A 17791-nucleotide genomic window follows, 5' to 3' on the forward strand; every position below is an offset into this window, starting at 1 on the left:
TCTGGCCACGTTTCATATAGCATCGTTAAATTAAGGATAAGATCGGTGATTGCTCTGATTATTATTTGTGTATTTATTATTAGCGTAAGTTATGCCCATTCCCGAGGGAAAGTAAAACAAAAAATGTCCCGGCAATTATTTGACCATTCGACATTTATGGCTCCGATAAATATGTTTATGACCGGATTTTCAACACTTCCGTCGCAACAGGCATGGTTATCGGAACAGACCTTTCCGGAGCTTGAACCTTTAAAAAAACACTGGCAAACGATACGTGAGGAAGCGATTAGTCTGCAGGATCATATTAAAGCGGCCAGCGGAAATAATGATGCCGGTTTTAATACATTTTTTAAACGTGGTTGGAAACGCTTTTATCTGAAATGGTATGGTGATGCTCATCCCTCGGCAGAACAACTCTGTCCGGTAACCACCCGGTTGGTGAGTTCTATTCCCTGTATTAAAGCGGCGATGTTTGCTGAATTACCTGCAGGTAGCCATTTGGGGCAACACCGCGACCCTTATGCGGGTTCCGTACGTTATCATTTGGGGTTGGTGACTCCAAATAATGACCAGTGCTTTATTGAAGTAGATGGAGAAAGACGCAGCTGGCGGGATGGTGAGGCGATTATCTTTGATGAAACCTTTGTCCATTGGGCACAGAATAACACTCAGCAAACACGGATCATTTTATTCTGTGATATTGAAAGGCCAATGAAATGGCGTTGGGCAGGGGCAGTCAATCACTGGGTGGGTAAAAATCTGATGTCTGCAGCCGCTTCACCCAATGATGAAACTGACCGGACGGGCGCGATTAACCGCATATTTAAGTATATCAGTGCTGCACGTGATGCAGGTCAACGCCTGAAAAAACGCAACCGTAAGCTTTACTACATTCTCAAAAATGCCGTGATTGTGCTTATTTTCCTGTGGCTGTTGGTGTCGGTATTCAGGCACTGGTAGGGCGGATGAACTGGTTTCCAGCGTAGCGGCTGGAAACCGCGCACAAATTTACTTTTTACTTAACGCTTCAGATTTTTCCATGCATTTTTGCATTGCCAGCATAACCGCGGCACGGAATCCCTGGCTTTCGAGAGTCTGTACCGCTTCAATCGTGGTACCGCCGGGTGAGCAAACACTGTCTTTTAACTGCGCAGGATGCAGTCCGGTTTCCAGTACCATTTGTGCCGCGCCTTTTACCGCCTGAGCAGCAAATTCGTAAGCCTGTTTTCTGGGCATTCCACCCAGTACGGCGGCATCCGCCATCGCTTCAATCAGCATAAATATATAAGCCGGGGAAGACCCACTGACTCCGACAACAGAATGGATTAAATATTCGCTGACCTGTTCTGCTTTACCGAAACTCCGGAAAATCTGTAACACGATGTCAGTTTCATCTGCGGTGACCAGACCATTGGGAGTGACAGAGCTCATACCTTCACCCACTAATGCCGGGGTATTAGGCATCACACGAATGATTTTGCGCGAGTCCCCGAGCACAGCCGCAAGGGTTTCCAGAGTGACACCTGCCGCAATGGAAACGACCAGAATGTCTTTTTTTAACTGTCCGGCAATATCACTTAATACTTTGCTAATCACATTTGGCTTGACTGCTGCCACCAGAATATCCACAGCACCGGCCAGCGACTCCGGGCTTTCAGCGGCCTTCAGACCATATTTTTCCGCCATTTCCTGGTTGGTTGCGCTTTTACGGTCAAATACCCAGATATTTTCCGGGGCTATTATCTGGCTCTTCACAATACCGTTAATAATCGCTTTGGTCATATTACCGCAGCCGATAAAACCAATTTTTTTGTTGAGCATTACCTGTCCTTTATGAGTGTCAGAGAATGAGCTGGACTCAGGTTATTCGCCTGACAACATGGCGATAAATAGTTGTTCTCCGTCGGCATAATAGTTCACAATTCGGGTTTAGTCCCTGGCAGGAATGATTATGGCTATCTGGGTTGACGCAGACGCTTGTCCGACAGTAATCAAAGAAATACTTTATCGTGCAGCCGAAAGAACGCAAACACATATTACTTTTGTCGCTAATCAGTCACTGCGATTGCCGCCATCCCCCTGGCTGCACAGCTTACGGGTTGCTGCAGGGTTTGATGTGGCGGATAACGAAATCGTCCGGCAGGTTGCGAAAGGCGATTTGGTGATTACCGCAGATATTCCACTGGCGGCTGAAGTTCTGGAAAAAGGGGCTGCTGCACTCAACCCACGAGGAGAACGGTATTCTCCGGCGACTATTCGTGAGCGTTTGACCATGCGTGATTTTATGGATACGCTGCGGGCCAGTGGAATCGCGTCAGGTGGCCCGGCGGCCCTGAATCAGAAAGACAGGCAGTTATTTGCGAATGAACTGGATAAATGGTTCAGGCAGCGCTAAGGCTGCCTGACCTTACCAGACGGGACGATTACAGGAAGCTGTCATCGTCATCGTTGAAATTATTATCGCCAAAGAAACTGTCAAACCCACCACTATTGTTATCATCCCAGCGGTTATCATCAGCCGGCAGGCCGTTATCTCCGTAATTAAACGTATCGAGGTTCTGGTCAACGTCCGGGAGCTGTGGCTCCGGTTCGTTAATAATATTCACGATTTCTTCAGGCTGTGAATGATGGAACATACTGGTCAGCATATCCGCTAACACAACCCCACCGGCGACCCCGGCTGCAGTTTGTAACGCCCCGCCGAGAAAGCCGGTACCCCGTGCCGCTGCCGGCGGAGCACTATAGGTGGGTTGTTGTGCAGGGGCCTGCTGGGGCTGTTGTGGATTCCCCCAGGCGGATGTTTCCCGGGGGGCCTGCTGGCGAGGTTGGGAATTGCCGCCGCCAAATAAACCGGCCAGGAAGCCGCCACTACTCTGCTGTGGCTGCTGCTGTTGTTGTTGCTGGAGTCGTGTTTCCAGCTCAGAAATGCGGTCATTCAGTTTTTTCAGTGCGGCTTCCTGAATGAGCAATGCCTGCGACATATAGTAAGCCGCCGCGGGCTGATTTTGCAGATGGGTTTTAATTAACTGTTCTGCCGCAGGATCGCGCGGGCCGGTTTGGCTTTCAGCCTGTTGTAACCGGCTAAACAGACCATCAATCAGTTTTTGTTCTTCGCTCTGCATGGTGAAACCTCTCATCATCTTAAATGTCATCATCGCCCGGAGTTCAGGGATAATGATTGTGACATTTTGTTACAAACCGGCGCCGGCAGTTGTCACAGTAATCACCGGAGCCCTGAAATTATGATACTGTTGGCTAAATCTGGCAAAATCCCGGTTCAGCCCACTATATATGAGGGTGGCGTTAGCTAAAGTAAACGTGATCGCGGTAAAAAAATATTGCGGTCAGTCTGAAGTGGCGGGGGAGGGTGTATTTAACACGTGTAACCGCTGTCTTCAGGTGGTTGTGGACGCTATTTCCGGTTATTATGCACAGGCTTTATATTCAGTCTCTTTAAAATTATCCCGGCGGAGGATCGGCCTTTATGTCATTACCCATCTATCTGATAGGTGCCCGGGGTTGTGGAAAAACAACCATAGGACATCTGTTATCACAGACATTGGGCTATGCATTTCATGATACGGACCATCATTTGCAATCGTCATTACAGTGCACCATTGCACAAATAGTTGACGAACAAGGGTGGGAAAGTTTTCGTCATAAAGAATCTGAGTCGTTGGTGGCGGTGACTGCGGAGTCGTCAGTGATAGCAACCGGTGGCGGGATTATCCTGCGTCAGGAAAATCGCCAGTTTATGCGTGACCACGGCTGGGTTTTCTGGCTGAGCGTTGAACCAGGGGAGCTTGCTAAGCGGCTGAGTGCTGATCCTGAGGCAGAACAGCGTCCAACACTGACTGGCCGGCCAATTACCGAAGAAATGAGTGATATTCTAAAAGTCCGAAGCCCGCTCTATTCCGCTACAGCTCACCACATCATTGATGCTTGCCGTGCGCCACAGGAAGTGGTCAGTAATATTTTGCAGGTGTTATCACAGCAGCGTGCCGGGTAATGTTCCCGGCACCCTTCATATCCACTGTCGGCGATTTTTCTGCCAGCGTTTAGTCAGCAATTCCAGACCAAAACACAACAGATAATAGACCGCGCCGGTAAATATAAATACAGCCACGGGGTAAATCTGTACCCGGTTATTGACCTGTCCGGCCAGTGTGGTCAGTTCCGGAACATTAACGATAAAAGCCAGCGAAGTATCTTTTAACAGGCTGATAAAGATACCCGTCAGCGAGGGCAGAATATTTCGCAGTACCTGCGGTAGCAAAATGTACCAGAAAGTGGCTGCAGTACCGAAACCCTGTGCCCGGGCCGCTTCAGACTGACCCGCCGGCAATGCAGCCAATCCGGAAAGTACCGTATGCATCACTGAGGCTGAAGTGAACCAGGCCAGCGCCAGGGTCACGGTGAGTGGTCCCGGGATTTCGATACCACTGAGCATCGGTAGCAAATACCATAACCAAAAAATCACAAATATCAGAGGAATACCGCGAATCAGATCAGCCCAAATAAACAGCAATCTGCGCCAGGTTGCAGAACCATAGTTTGCGCTGGCAGCCAACAGAATACCCAGCGGTAATGCCAGAAGGGCGCCACCCGCCGTCATCAACAGAGTGAGAACGACGCCGCCGGGTGTCCCCCGGGCCGTTTGCCCCCACAGTAAATATCCAAGATTATCGGTAATGACCGAAATTTCAGCGTTCATCAGGTTCACTCTCAGGCAACACATTAATCGTCGCAGGTCGGTAAGTCGCAGGACTACTGAAGACTTTGCGGCCCAAAGCCCCCAAAGCACTGCCCAGTAGCAGTCCGGTAAACAGATAAATGGCAGACCCTACTGCAAATGCTTCCAGTGCGTGAGCGTTATAACTTTCAATCTGTCTGACCTGATAAGTCAGTTCAGCAAAGCCAATGGCGCTGGCCAGAGATGATAGTTTCATCAGATTCAGGTACTGCCCGATAATCGGTTGCCAGGCATTGCGTAGTGCCTGGGGCAGGATTATCCAGCGTAATAGTGTCCAGCCACGGAACCCCTGGGCCAGAGCGGCTTCCTGCTGGCCACGTGAGATGGCACGAATACCTGACTCTGTCTCGCCGACCAGAAATGCTGAACCAAAAACCGCCAGGCCCCAGGCAGAGCAGATAAACTCGGGTGTCAGCCACCAGACATTCCCTGGTAGTACCGACCAGGGGTAAACATTATTTACCACCGTTTTCCAGTCCGACGGTAGCAGATTCCAGGCGGCGAAATACCAGAACAGCAGTTGCACCAGAATCGGGGTATTACGAAATACCGAGACCCAGACAGCAACAATAGCCTGAGCCGGGCGAAACTGGCTGAGTTGTAACCCCAGTAACAGTATTGCCAGCAGGGTGGCAAGAATACAGCCAGCGAGAGTAACCCACACCGTAGTAAGAAAACCGGAAATAATCCATTGCAGTGGTTGTCCGGAAAGCACACCATGCCAGTCTAAATGAATCATTAAGGCTCAGGTTCCTGATGCAAAGGATTGAGAACTTTTTGCAGAAAGCGTTGTGCGCGTGGATGTTCCGGAGCGCGAAAAAAATCCCCGGGATGGCTGTTTTCCAGAATCTGCCCCTGGTCGATAAACACAATCCGGTCGGCAATCTCTCTGGCAAACTGCATTTCGTGAGTCACGACCAGTAATGTGATGCCACTGTGGGCCAGTTGCTTCATTACCAGCAATACTTCACCAATCATTTCGGGGTCGAGCGCTGACGTCGGTTCATCGAACAGCAGTATTTTCGGTTCCGATGATAAAGCACGTGCAATGGCGACCCTTTGCTGCTGCCCCCCGGATAACTGTGCAGGAAAATGGTTGGCTTTATCTGCCAGACCGACCTGCTTCAGTAAGGTTAGCGCCCGTTGTCTGGCCTGTTCAGAAGACTGATGATGAATTTTTTCCAGAGCCAGAGTGATATTTTGCTGTGCCGTCAGATGGGGATAGAGATTAAATTGCTGAAAAACAAATCCGATCTGCTGGCGCAGGTCCTGCAATGAGCGTCCTTTCAGAGTACTAACCGGTCGGTTATCGATAAAAATCTCGCCACTGGTAATGGACTCCAGTTGATTGACCAGCCGGATAAGGGTTGATTTTCCGGAACCCGAAGGTCCAAGAATCGCCACAACTTCACCCGCATTTACTGACAAATCGATACCCTCAAGTACCTGATGGCTGCCATAGCGCTTACTGACCTGACGGAACAGGATCTGTGCCTGTGGTGATGAGTTGTCCGCCGTAGCGGCGGACAGAGGTGAAAGCACAGACATCTTAGTTAGCTTTAATAGTGAAATTACGGGGTTGTGGGGCTGGAGTGCCCGGGCCGAACCAGCGGTTATAGATGGTAGTTGCCTCGCCACTTTTCTCCAGACTGACCAGTTCAGTATTGACCGCATTCAGCAATGCCGGTTGGTTTTTAGAGACACCAATACCAATTTCTTCTTTACTCAGCAGGTCTGGCAGGATCTTAAATTTCTGTTTATCCGGCGCTTCTGCCAGCAGCCCTGCCAGGATCGTACTGTCCTGGGTAATGGCCTGAACATTACCGTTGCGTAGTGCGGTTAATGCCAGAGGAATATCATCATAAGCCAGTACCCGGGCCTGCGGAAAACGCTGATGCAGTGCCTGTTCACCGGTGGTGCCTTTGACTGCACCAATCCGGTCTTTGCTGTAACTGTCCAGAGAGTTACTGGCCGTGGCCGGGACCAAAAATTGCTGGCCGGTCACAAAGTAAGGGGTGGAAAAGTCGACCACCTGTGCCCGCTCAGGCGTAATGGTGATATCAGCAACAATCAGATCGGCTTTGCCCGACTGCAACAATGGAATTCGGTTGGCAGGGTTAGTCGCCACCAGTTGTAATTTGACGCCCCAGGCTTTAGCCAACGCTTTAGCAAAATCGATGTCATACCCCACCAGTTCATGCGATTTAGGATCTATCGATCCAAAGGGCGGATTAGCATCAAAGGTGGCCACTTTCACCACCCCGGCCTTTTTAATATCCGCTAATTGATCTGCATGAGCAGCAGAAATTACCAGGCTATTCAGCGCCAGCAGGCTGATTGCAAAAATCGCTTTTTTTCCTTGAGTTAGCATCACAGTCATCATCCCCCGGGAGATTATTATCATTTGTTGTCTGGTCACTACGCTCCCATAATTTATGGCTATCTCAAAATTCATAAAAATGCTTATCTATAAGAAAAATGTATTAAAGAGAATGTGCGCAGCGAATCAGCCCGAAACTGGCTCTGTGGTTAAACCCCCGCAGCGCAATTTATTAAGCTGATGATCGGGCTGATTATTTACGTGACAAGTTGAATACACTGCTTTTACACTGTCTTAAACACCCTGCTGACTATTAAGGAATCTGCATGCTGAAGTCTAATGAGTACTTTGAAGGTAAAGTAAAGTCGATTGGTTTTGAAAATTCGCTGTCCGGAGTTTCATCGGTTGGGGTAATGTCTGCAGGTGAGTACACTTTTGGTACCGGAAAACCGGAAGAGATGACGGTGGTTAGTGGTTCTCTGAAAGTGTTACTGCCAGGTGAAACCGAATGGCGCTGGTATGAAGCAGGGCAGGTATTTAATGTGCCAGGCAATAGCGAGTTCTATTTACAGGTCGCGGAAGACAGCGCCTACCTGTGCCGTTATCTGTAACGGATTTTCCATGCTCTGCATTTGCAGAGCATGGAAGCCTGTTATTGCTGTGCTTCGCCACCTAAAGCGGCAACCAGGGCTTCAGTAAACGCGGCCAGTTCCCCGGTCATCAATACAAAATCTGCATCAAAACGTAATGCCTGATCTTCACGATCAATATCGTCATTCTGTTCACGCAGAGTCTCGCTGAACTTGAGACGTTTGAGAGTCCCGTCATCACAGACCACAAACTGCAGACGTTCCTGCCAGTCCAGAGCCAGTTTAGTCACCCTTTTTCCGGCTTCGATATGATGAGCAATTTCATCGCTGACCAGTGCCTGTTTCTTACAACGAATCACTCCGCCTTCTTCCAGCGTAGATTTCAGCTCAGCTTCGTCCAGCAGGGCAAACCCGGCCGGCAGACTGCCGGAACGGACCCATTCGGTCAGGGTGAGTTCAACCGGCGTTTCCAACGCGAGTGGCACCACCGGCAATGAACCGAGACTTTTACGTAACAGTGCCAGTAAATCTTCAGATTTTTTGGCACTGGCACTGTCAGTCATAATCAGCTGATGTTGTGTGTCAATCCACAACCATGTCTGGCTGTAGCGGCTGAAGGCACGTGGCAACAGACTGTGAATGACTTCATCCTTCAGTGAATCTTTTTCGGTTTTTTTCAGTTTCCGTTGCTGTTCGGCTTCCAGACGACTGATTTTGGCCTCAAGTGCCTGCTTAATCACCGGTGAAGGCAGGATTTTTTCTTCTTTACGGGCACAAAGCAGCATCTGACCATTACTGAAATGCACCAGTGAGTCGGTCTGGTTATTCAGTGGGGGGACCCAGCCGGTTTTCATCTGATCCTGGCTACCACAGGGGGTAAAACTGCATGCGCTCAGTTGTTTCTCCATATCGTCAGCAGATAACGGGATTTCCCGGCTAAGACGATAAACCATCATATTTTTAAACCACAGCATCTGAATTCCTTAAGCCAGCATTGTCCGGATTGCCGGGTGATGATACCCAATCGTTGGGCGGGTTTCAGCATTCGTAGTAATAAATCAGAGAAACTTACACGGGAAGGGGAAAGCGTGGCAGAAAGTATTCCTGCCACGTTGTACGCTTATGACTCCTGACTCACCAGTAACTCATCGCGAGGGGCTTGCCGGCGTTGGGCAGAGGTCAGACGGAAATAGCAGTAACCGGCCAGCATAATCGCCACAAACAACAGGGCGATTACCGGATTAAACCAGACCATCGATACCAGGCAAACAATGGCCAGAATCAGGGCAATACCCGGCACCCACGGGTAGCCCGGGGCCTTAAAACTTCGCGGCATCTCCGGCTGGCTACGGCGTAATTTAAACAGACTCAACATACTCATGATATACATCACAATGGCACCAAACACGGCCAGAGTGATCATCGCGGCGGTCAGTGTCATACCCTGCAGATGAATCCAGTTATCACTAAAGATTGCAATGATGCCGATAACACCTCCGGCGAGGGTTGCGCGGTAAGGGGTCTGAAAACGCGACAGTTTTGCCAGTGAGGGGGGCAGATATCCGGCGCGTGCCAGCGCGAAAAACTGCCGTGAGAAGCCCAGGATAATTCCGTGGAAACTGGCAATCAGGCCAAACAGGCCAATCCACACCAGCATATGCATCCAGCGCGAGTGTTCACCGACAATCATCTTCATCGCCTGAGGCAGAGGATCGTTAATATCTGAGAGTTTACGCCAGTCACCCGCCCCCCCGGCCAACAGCATCACGCCAATGGCCAGCACGACCAGCGTCAGAATTCCTGCGATATAAGCTCGTGGGATATTTTTACGCGGATCTTTCGCCTCTTCGGCTGCCATGGCGGCACCTTCGATTGCCAGAAAAAACCAGATCGCAAACGGAATGGCGGCGAAAACCCCACTGATTGCCTGTAGCCCAAAACCTTCAGCGCCGGCCCAGCCGTGGGCGGTGAAATTTGCCAGGCTGAATCCCGGAGAGACCACGCCCATAAACACCAGCAGTTCAACCACCGCCAGCAGCGTAACAATCAGTTCAAACATCGCCGCCAGTTTGACGCCAAGGATATTCAGTCCCATAAATACCAGATAGGCCACGACTGCCGCAATCTTCGGGTCCAGCGAAGGGAACTGTACGTTCAGATAAGCACCGATAGCCAGGGCAATCGCCGGTGGGGCAAATACAAACTCAATCAGGGTTGCCAGCCCGGCGATGAGCCCGCCGGTTTCACCGAATGCCCGTCGGCTATAGGCAAAAGGGCCTCCGGCATGCGGAATGGCGGTGGTCAGCTCGGTAAAACTAAAAATAAAACAACCGTACATCAAGGCTATCAGGAGTGTGGTGATAAGAAAGCCGAGAGTTCCTGCGACGCCCCAGCCATAACTCCAGCCAAAATACTCGCCGGAAATGACCAGGCCTACGGCAATTCCCCACAGTGAAAAGGTACCAAGCGTGGGCTTAAGTTTTGTTGTCATGATTGTATCCCCGTCGTATTTGCACTTCCCGCCGGATCTCAGACCTGCGGAATAAGCTGTCACAGGGATAATGCCGCGCGATGAAGTCAGAATACCTGACCCTGGCCGTCATAAATTTGTCATCTGAAGTCAACTTCGCTCTCCGATTCTGCGTATTTGTCGTGTAAAGCCAGGTTTTGCTGCTGCAGAGTCAGGAAATACGTCACTTACCGCAGGCATGCTGAAGTTAACCATGACAGACTTAATGACCAATCGGGGTGCGGATAATGGATGTACAGCAGAATGATTCTTTAACTGACCAGCAATTGATGCAGATAGCCACGGCGGCGCTGCAGCACTATCCGCAGTTGAGTGACGGACAGCTGTCGCTGATTTGTCGTTCTGAAAATGCGACCTTTTCGCTGGTATCCGCGGGACAGCGTTATGCCCTGCGGCTTCATCGGGCGAATTATCACAGCAAGCAGGATATCGCCAGTGAATTACTGTGGCTGGATGCGCTCAGAGAAAGTGGCATTGAAGTTCCCCAGGCAGTCAGAGACCCGCAGGGCGAGCAGGTTCAGACGTTACAGACAGAAGACGGAGATGTCCGGCATGTGGTCATTTTTCACTGGATGGATGGCGAAATGCCAACCACCAGTGTCGATCCTGTGGCTTTCCGGGCACTTGGCGAAGTCACCGCCAGACTGCACCGGCACAGCCGTCAGTGGCAAAGACCGGACACTTTTCAGCGCATTATCTGGGATCACCAGACCATGGTGGGAGAGCAGGGACACTGGGGGCGCTGGCAGGATGCCCCCCGACTGGAGAGCCAGCATTATCCCTTGATTGGTCAGGCGTTGCAGAAAATTAACCAGCGTCTGACTGCCTATGGGCAGCCGCAAGAACGCTATGGTCTAATCCATGCCGATCTCAGGCTGACTAACCTGTTACATCATCGGGGGCAGACCAAAATTATCGACTTTGATGACTGTGGCTTTGGCTGGTACATGCATGACCTGGCGGCAGCCATTAGCTTCTTTGAACATCACCCCCGGGCAGCAGACTGGATCGATAACTGGCTGGCAGGATATGAAAAGTCTGCCCATATCAGCGATGAAGATCTGGCTATACTGCCGGATTTACTGATGCAGCGCCGGTTACAGCTCAGCGCCTGGATGGGATCGCATGCCAGGACAGAAATGGCGCGTGGACTGGAACAGGAGTGGTCGGCGGAGACTGTGCGTTTATGCCGTCGCTATCTGGAGACTGACCGCTGGCCGGTAGGGCAGTAATGCACAATGGTTGTGCAATACGCAGATCAGTTACCGGGCAGGCTGCGGCTAAGCCGCGGTATGACTCCATTGTGCTCTGGTACGAAAATTGCATAGATCCGTGCAGTTTCGGCAATCCGGAGAGGCACAATGGAACAACCGATAGCACTGTTGCACAGCACTTCGCAGGCGATGACCGGTCTGATGGCCGGTAATCGTGGCGTACTGGCGGCCGCGGCCACCGGGCTGAGTGATTTTATCACCGCCCAGGGCGGTGATGCCGACAGAATCTTCGGGTTAAGTGGTGTCGATCCTGAACTGCTGAGTAGCCCGACGCTCAGCCTCGGACTGGTGAACTACTGCCGTGTGCTGGAAGAGGCTGCACGTCATTCCGGAACCGATAATTTCGGGCTACATTATGGCCGTCAGTTTAAACCCCAGTCACTGGGGTTGATTGGTTACATTGGGCTGTGCTCTCCGACGCTGGAAACAGCGCTGAACAACGTGGTACAGGCATTTCCCTTTCACCAGCACGATACGCTGGTCCGCCGTACCGATAAAGGAGATTACTGGCGGCTGGACTATCAGGTGCGTCACGGCGCTATCCTGAGTCGCCGGCAGGACGCAGAGCTGACACTGGGTATGTTTATGAATCTGATCCGCCATGGGGCGGGGCAGCACTGGGCACCCCGCGAAGTGCATTTTGAACATTCCCGTCCTGAAAACTGGCATGAGCACTGTAAAATCTTCGATGCACCGGTCTATTTTGATCAGCCATACAATTCACTGATTATTGCCAAAAGGGATCTGCAACGCAGTATGCCGGATAACGATCCGATGTTATTGATGGTGATGCGGGATGCTTTGCAACGACTGAATATTACCCGTGACAGCCAGGGACTGACCGGGAAAGTTCGCGCGGCGATACACCTGTTGCTAAGCAATGGGGAACCTGTGCTGGAGGAGGTGGCCGAAAGTATGGGGTTATCCGCGTGGACGCTGCAACGCCGGCTGCGTGAGCAAAACGTCAGTTTCTCCGGGTTAGTGGACAATGTGCGTAGTGAACTGGCCACCCATTATCTTCAGCAAAAATCGTTGTCGGTTTCATCAATGGCGATGCTACTCGGTTACTCGGAAGTCAGCGCATTTTCGCGGGCCTGCCGCCGTTGGTTTGGTATCAGCCCACGGCAATGGCGCCGGCAGGAGATCCGGCCGGCGGAAACGGCTTAGCCAGGACCTGTTGGCAGCTCCAGTTTACTGTAGCCTAGCCCGTTGACCTTGATGACGCGGATTTGCAACGGGATTCGCTCTTTCATGGCCTCTACATGGCTGATGACCCCGATGGTTTTACCGCTGGCGTTCAGGCTGTCCAGAGCATCCAGAGCGACATCCAGTGTCTGCCCGTCCAGAGTGCCAAAACCCTCATCCAGAAACAGCGACTCAATGCGATTTTTATCGCTGACCAGATCTGACAATGCCAGCGCCAGCGCCAGACTGACCAGAAAGCTTTCGCCGCCTGACAGTGTGCGGGTATCACGCTGATTATCTGCCTGCCAGGTATCAATCACCGACAGCTCCAGAGCATCCGTTGCCTGACGTTGCAATAAATAGCGGCCATGCAGGCGCGCCAGTTGCTGATTAGCCAGCCACACCAGATGATCCAGTGTCAGTCCCTGAGCAAAGCGGCGGAATACCGATCCGGTGGCTGAGCCAATCAGGCGGTTAAGATGATCCCAGTCGGCGAGTAACCGCTGCTGTTGGCTGATTTGCGCCAGTAACTGTTGCTGATGCTGCCGGTAGCGGTTATCCGCGTGCAGTCTCTCGCCGATTTCTCCCTGCTGATGCAGATTTTCTTTCAGTTGCTGATGTAATGTCTGCTGTTGTTGCTCCAGGAGCGTAATTTCCTGTTGGCTTAGTTCCGGACGTTGCAGCAGATGCTGCTGTTCGGCTTCAATCGCCTGGAGTTGCAGAATATCGGCCTGGCGCAGTGACTGGTCCAGTTGCTCAAGTTGCTGACGAAGTACAGTGGCTTCATGTTCGTCCAGCAGGGCATCGCTGAATGCCTGACGATTGCTGAATCCCTGGTGTTGCAGAGCAGCATCGAACTCTCGCTCAGTATCTGAGGTTTGTGCATTCAGGCGAACGATTTGTTGTTCCAACTGGTTGTGCTGACCATTGTGCAGGCTGAGCTGATCCCGGGTTTGTTGCCATTGATGTTGCAGCTTGCGTACCTGTTGTTCCTGCTGCTGTAGCTGGTCGTGCATCGTCTGGCGGGCGGTAATGACCTGCTGATCGCCGAACAGTTGCTGCCGCTGCCGGCGCAGCTCCTCCAGTGCAGTGAACTGCTGTGCGGCGGTCTCTTCTGCCTGCTGTACGGCGTTTTTCTGCCGGGTGAGCTCCAGTTGCAGACTTTCCAGCAGAGACGTCAGCCGGATATGTTCAGATTCACTGTCACGGAGTTGTTTTTCATTCTGCTGCCAGTCACCCCAAAGTTGATGTTGCTCTGAAAACCATCGTTCAGCATCATGGCTCTGTTCCGGCAGATCCAGAGAGTACTGGCAAATATCAGTGCGCAATTGTTCTGAGCGTTCAGCGGCCTGTGCTACGGCCTGACGGTGACGTTCACTTAACTCGAGGCTCTTTTTCTGACTATTGTCCAGTTGCTGATTCAGCAAACTTAATTGTTGTTGATGTTGCTGTAATTTCTCCCGGCAGAGATACATCGCTTCCCGTGCCTGTTGACAGGCCTGCACAGCCGCTTCCCGTTGCTGTAACTGTTGGCGGGTAACGGCTTCCTGCTGGTCGAGGGTTTGAATCTGTTGCTTAAGTGCGCTGTGGTCACTGAATTCGATATTGATGTGGCTGCTGAGGGTCAGTTGCTGCCATTCCCGACCCAGGGTTTCCAGCTCAGTACTCAGCGTATTGATCTCAGTTTGCAGTTGCTGAGTGCGTAGTTGTGCCTGCATCAGCGCTGTTTTCTGTTGGATACCCTGTTCCTGAAGTGTGGCAACACACTGCTCCAGGCGTTTTCTTTCCTGCTGATTTTCATCCGGTTGTAACTGGCGATAGTGTTCCACCGAAGGATGTTCACAGGACCCACAAAGTGGACAGGGCTGTCCGGCAGTCAGTTGGTCACGTAATACCGAAAGATTGGCAATTTTAGCCTCAAGTTCACACAGCGTGGTGACGGCCTGCAATTGCTTTTTCTCCGTCTGATAATGACGACGAAATTGTTCGAGCGATTGCTCATCGCTGGTGATTTGCTGGTTTAACCGTGAGTGTTCCTGTCGCAGACGATCCTGTTGCTGTTGCAGTGGGACTGCTTTTGAGTCCAGAAGTAACAGTTGCTGGAGGAGATGACGCTGTGTCTGAGAATGTTCAAGCGAGTGACGTAATCCGTCCGTGGCGGCCTCTGCTTCCAGTGCCTGCTGCTGCTTTTCACGCAGTTGGAAAGCCTCTGTCGCTATGGTTTCATCTTTTTGACGCGGCTGAATCTGTTGATTCAGTTCTGTCAGTGACTTTTGCAGTACGGCTGTCTGTTGCTGATGTTCCTTTAATTGCCGGTCAGTTTCCAGTACATCCTGTTGTTGCTGTTGCCACCCGGTCAGACGGTGTTGCCAGAGCTGTAAATGCGCGCCATAGCTGGCAACCCCCTGGTGAGTTTCCCGCCATTGTTGCCATTGCTCTCTCTGCTGGCCGAGCGCTGCTGATTGCTGAACAACGGTGTTGTGCTGCTGAATTAACGGTGCCAGTTGTTGCTGAAGTGAGTTCAGTTGCTGGCGACTGTGGTCGTACTGCTGCTGCCCGGTGGCAATTTGCTGATCCAATGGGATCACCTGCCCGGTCAGCAATGTTTCCTGTTGTTGTTGCTGTTCCCGCAATTGCTGAAGTGCGGATTCAGCCTGTTGATACTGACTCACCGACTGTTGTTGTAATGCTTCTGCATGGTTTAGTTGCTGCTGTGAGGCGAGTTGCTGAGCCGTGAGTTGCTGCTGTTCCTGCTGCTGGCGTAGCAATTGCTGCCAGATGCCACGCACTTTTTCTGCCGGTTCACTGGTGGCCAGACGCTGTCTCTCTGGGGCGGCCTGCTGCCATCGCAGGGTGATTGCCTGATGTTCCTGCTCACGTTGCAGGCGTTTGCCCGTCAGTACCTGGTGTTGCTGCAGCCATTGCTGTGCCTGACTAATCAACAGGCTCTCCTGTTGTAGTTGCTGCTCCTGTTGCTGCAGGTCCGTCTGTTGCCGGCTAAGCTTAACGCGGGTTTCTTCATCCAGTAACAGAATGCCGGAAGCACCGGCCTGCAGATTGTCCAGTTGCTGACGTAGCTGCTTGTGCTTTTCGAACACTGCCTGTGATATTTGTCCGTAAATTTCGGTGCCGGTCAGTTCTTCCAGCAATTCTGCCCGCTCTGCAGAAGGTGCATTCAAAAAAGCGGCAAACTGACCCTGAGATAACATCATGGAGCGGGTGAAACGCTGGAAATTCAGCCCCGAAAGTTGCTCAGTGATCCGCAACTTATCCTGGATTTTGTCAGCGACGATAACATTATCTTCGCAGCGCGCCAGCTCAACCCGTGGGGGCTGAAGTTTACCGTTGTGCTGGCCCCGGGCCCTGTTCTGGCTCCAGAAGGCCCGCCAGGCCTGGCCTTTAATTTCGAATTCGACTTCTGCCAGGCACTCACTGGTGCCGCGGGACATCAGTTCATTCTGGGTTGGGGTGACCGGGCCGAGCCGTGGCGTTTGGTGGTAGAGCGCGAGGCAAATAGCATCCAGCAGGGTAGTCTTACCTGCGCCGGTATCGCCAGTGATGGCAAACAGACCGTTACCGGCGAACGGTGACTGACGAAAATCGATAGTCCATTCGCCACGTAAAGCATTAAGGTTTTTGAATCGCAGGCTCAGTATTTTCATTTGCAGTCCTGCTCCTGTACGGCATGTTGTACCTGTTCCAGAGTCTGCAGGTAAAGGGTAAGCAGCCGCTGGCGATCCGCTTCCGGTAGCTGTTGTTCCAGCTCCAGACGGCGCATAAACACCTCTTCTGCCGTTAATTCATTTAACGTTTCATTCTCCATCCGTTGAATACCCGCCGTCGAACGTTCACGACTGCGTCGTAACAGTAATACTTCAGCTGGCTTACCGGAGACTAAAGCTTCAATGCGTTGTTGTAAGTCACTCAGATAGTCCTGCTGCGTGACCTCGATATCCAGCCACACCGGCCGCCCGCTGTCATCACGGGTCACTGCATTGAGCTGTGTTTCAATCTCTTCCAGCGAACCTTTCAGGGTCTGCATGGGCTGAAAACAGGGGATCGGCAGAGTGGTCACCGTCAGTGGCTGACCAGGACCACATTCGACCAGACAGACACTCTTCTCTGAGCCAGGTTCGTCGAAACTCAGCGCAATCGGTGAACCGCTATAACGAATATGCGTTTGCCCGCCGACCTGTTGTGGCCGATGGATATGCCCCAGAGCAATATAATCGGCGGGAGGAAAGGCAGAGGCAGGGAAGGCATCCAGACTACCGATATAGATATCCCGAACGGATTCGCTGCTGCGGGTACCCAGTGCTGTCAGATGTCCGGTGGCTATCACGGGTAATTCAGGTTGCCCCAGCTCAACCCGCAGCCTGAGTGCGGCGTCATAACACTGCCGGTAGTGATCAGTGATGGCCTGCAACAGGTTTTGTTGTTTCTGCTGGCTATCCAGCCCGGCCTGGCTTAACTGAATATCCCTTGGGCGCAGATAGGGGATGGCACAGAGCACAGCTGCGGGATTCTGTTGCTTATCGCGAAGAATCACCAGTTGATTGCTGATGTCTGTGCCGGCACTGGCGATCACCCGGGTATTCAGGCACGCCAGCAGTTCCCTTGATTCGTTGAGCATTGCAACCGAATCATGATTCCCGGCCAGAATGATCAACTGACAACCGGTCTGCTGTAACGCAACGACAAAGTGATTGTAAATTTCCCGGGCATAACTGGGGGGCGAACCGGTATCAAATATATCTCCGGCAACGATCAGAACATCAACCCGGAGGTCGGTGATTTGCTGCAATAACCAGTCGAGAAAAGACTGATGTTCATAAGCCCTGCTACGGGTATAAAAAAACTGACCCAGATGCCAGTCAGAGGTATGGATAATTTTCATAATGCTCCCGGTTTCACCCTGCTGAACGCAGTATACCTGTTGCCGGCCCTCGGATAAAAAAAGAGTGGTAGTGCGATGATGAAGGCACGCGGAGGGTCTGTGGCGCTCTGTGGTTAGCCATCATCAATCAGTTTTTATGACATGTTTGCAGAAAATTAGCTGGCTTTTATTCATAAAACTGTCATAAAACTGACTCATAATGGCGCCGCAACTTCGGAAATGCCCGAAGATATTCGCTGGAG

General features: G+C 51.6%; 17 protein-coding genes. 7 read left to right on the plus strand and 10 right to left on the minus strand.

Annotation, left to right across the window (positions count from 1 at the left end):
• The first annotated feature begins 45 nt into the window (after nucleotides 1–45).
• Entirely contained in the window at nucleotides 46–960 is a 915-nt protein-coding gene (lpxO, locus tag HA49_RS14015; RefSeq protein WP_038018543.1) for a lipid A hydroxylase LpxO, read from the plus strand.
• Between the two features lie 48 nt (nucleotides 961–1008).
• Here the strand turns inward: lpxO and proC are convergent, their stop codons facing one another.
• Complete coding sequence (proC, locus tag HA49_RS14020) at nucleotides 1009–1821, minus strand: pyrroline-5-carboxylate reductase (RefSeq protein WP_038018546.1); 813 nt, start codon at nucleotides 1819–1821, stop codon at nucleotides 1009–1011.
• Nucleotides 1822–1951: 130 nt separating this feature from the next.
• On the opposite strand from proC, the gene HA49_RS14025 reads away from it, so the two are divergent.
• Nucleotides 1952–2395 carry a YaiI/YqxD family protein gene (locus tag HA49_RS14025; RefSeq protein WP_038018548.1) on the plus strand — a complete coding sequence of 148 codons (444 nt, stop codon included), beginning with the start codon at nucleotides 1952–1954 and terminating at the stop codon, nucleotides 2393–2395.
• A gap of 28 nt (nucleotides 2396–2423) precedes the next feature.
• On the opposite strand, the gene HA49_RS14030 is transcribed toward HA49_RS14025, so the two are convergent.
• The gene (locus tag HA49_RS14030; RefSeq protein ID WP_038019445.1) at nucleotides 2424–3122 is read right to left on the minus strand and encodes a DUF2076 domain-containing protein; all 699 of its coding nucleotides are present in this window, start codon (nucleotides 3120–3122) and stop codon (nucleotides 2424–2426) included.
• 362 nt (nucleotides 3123–3484) lie between these two features.
• Here HA49_RS14030 and aroL point away from each other — a divergent pair, with 362 nt between their 5' ends.
• The gene (gene aroL, locus HA49_RS14035) at nucleotides 3485–4009 is read left to right on the plus strand and encodes a shikimate kinase AroL (RefSeq protein WP_038018552.1); all 525 of its coding nucleotides are present in this window, start codon (nucleotides 3485–3487) and stop codon (nucleotides 4007–4009) included.
• Nucleotides 4010–4024: 15 nt separating this feature from the next.
• On the opposite strand, the gene HA49_RS14040 is transcribed toward aroL, so the two are convergent.
• From HA49_RS14040 to HA49_RS14055, 4 genes are read right to left on the minus strand one after another with little or no spacing between them, the layout of a single operon-like run.
• The gene (locus tag HA49_RS14040; protein ID WP_038018555.1) at nucleotides 4025–4714 is read right to left on the minus strand and encodes an amino acid ABC transporter permease; all 690 of its coding nucleotides are present in this window, start codon (nucleotides 4712–4714) and stop codon (nucleotides 4025–4027) included.
• Nucleotides 4704–5492, minus strand: a complete 789-nt coding sequence (locus HA49_RS14045; protein ID WP_046791842.1) for an amino acid ABC transporter permease — start codon at nucleotides 5490–5492, stop codon at nucleotides 4704–4706. The genes HA49_RS14040 and HA49_RS14045 overlap by 11 nt, the downstream gene beginning before the upstream one ends.
• Nucleotides 5492–6301, minus strand: coding sequence for an amino acid ABC transporter ATP-binding protein (locus tag HA49_RS14050; RefSeq protein ID WP_038018557.1), 810 nt, complete (start codon nucleotides 6299–6301; stop codon nucleotides 5492–5494). Before HA49_RS14050 ends, HA49_RS14045 begins: the two co-directional genes overlap by 1 nt.
• Nucleotide 6302: 1 nt before the next feature.
• Entirely contained in the window at nucleotides 6303–7124 is an 822-nt protein-coding gene (locus HA49_RS14055; protein WP_156994679.1) for an ABC transporter substrate-binding protein, read from the minus strand.
• A 275-nt stretch (nucleotides 7125–7399) separates the two neighbouring features.
• On the opposite strand from HA49_RS14055, the gene ppnP reads away from it, so the two are divergent.
• Complete coding sequence (gene ppnP, locus HA49_RS14060; protein WP_038018563.1) at nucleotides 7400–7684, plus strand: pyrimidine/purine nucleoside phosphorylase; 285 nt, start codon at nucleotides 7400–7402, stop codon at nucleotides 7682–7684.
• A gap of 41 nt (nucleotides 7685–7725) precedes the next feature.
• Here the strand turns inward: ppnP and rdgC are convergent, their stop codons facing one another.
• Complete coding sequence (rdgC, locus tag HA49_RS14065) at nucleotides 7726–8637, minus strand: recombination-associated protein RdgC (RefSeq protein WP_038018564.1); 912 nt, start codon at nucleotides 8635–8637, stop codon at nucleotides 7726–7728.
• A 36-nt stretch (nucleotides 8638–8673) separates the two neighbouring features.
• On the opposite strand from rdgC, the gene HA49_RS21990 reads away from it, so the two are divergent.
• Entirely contained in the window at nucleotides 8674–8796 is a 123-nt protein-coding gene (locus HA49_RS21990) for a hypothetical protein (RefSeq protein WP_281177714.1), read from the plus strand.
• Here the strand turns inward: HA49_RS21990 and eat are convergent.
• Complete coding sequence (gene eat, locus HA49_RS14070; RefSeq protein ID WP_038018566.1) at nucleotides 8784–10154, minus strand: ethanolamine permease; 1371 nt, start codon at nucleotides 10152–10154, stop codon at nucleotides 8784–8786. The genes HA49_RS21990 and eat overlap by 13 nt on opposite strands.
• Before the next feature lie 266 nt (nucleotides 10155–10420).
• Here eat and HA49_RS14075 point away from each other — a divergent pair, with 266 nt between their 5' ends.
• Together HA49_RS14075 and qhpR are read left to right on the plus strand one after the other, a co-directional pair.
• Nucleotides 10421–11425 carry a phosphotransferase enzyme family protein gene (locus tag HA49_RS14075; protein ID WP_038018569.1) on the plus strand — a complete coding sequence of 335 codons (1005 nt, stop codon included), beginning with the start codon at nucleotides 10421–10423 and terminating at the stop codon, nucleotides 11423–11425.
• Nucleotides 11426–11596: 171 nt separating this feature from the next.
• On the plus strand, nucleotides 11597–12634 hold the full coding sequence (gene qhpR, locus HA49_RS14080) for an AraC-like transcriptional regulator QhpR (RefSeq protein ID WP_084706438.1): 1038 nt from the start codon (nucleotides 11597–11599) through the stop codon (nucleotides 12632–12634).
• Here the strand turns inward: qhpR and HA49_RS14085 are convergent.
• Both HA49_RS14085 and sbcD read right to left on the minus strand, forming a co-directional pair.
• Complete coding sequence (locus HA49_RS14085) at nucleotides 12631–16314, minus strand: AAA family ATPase (RefSeq protein ID WP_038018575.1); 3684 nt, start codon at nucleotides 16312–16314, stop codon at nucleotides 12631–12633. The genes qhpR and HA49_RS14085 overlap by 4 nt on opposite strands.
• A complete protein-coding gene (gene sbcD / locus HA49_RS14090) occupies nucleotides 16311–17549 on the minus strand; it encodes an exonuclease subunit SbcD (RefSeq protein ID WP_038018578.1) in 1239 nt (412 codons plus the stop codon). The genes HA49_RS14085 and sbcD overlap by 4 nt, the downstream gene beginning before the upstream one ends.
• Nucleotides 17550–17791 lie beyond the last annotated feature (242 nt).

Source organism: Tatumella morbirosei (assembly GCF_000757425.2).
GTDB classification, from domain to species: Bacteria; Pseudomonadota; Gammaproteobacteria; order Enterobacterales; family Enterobacteriaceae; genus Tatumella; species Tatumella morbirosei.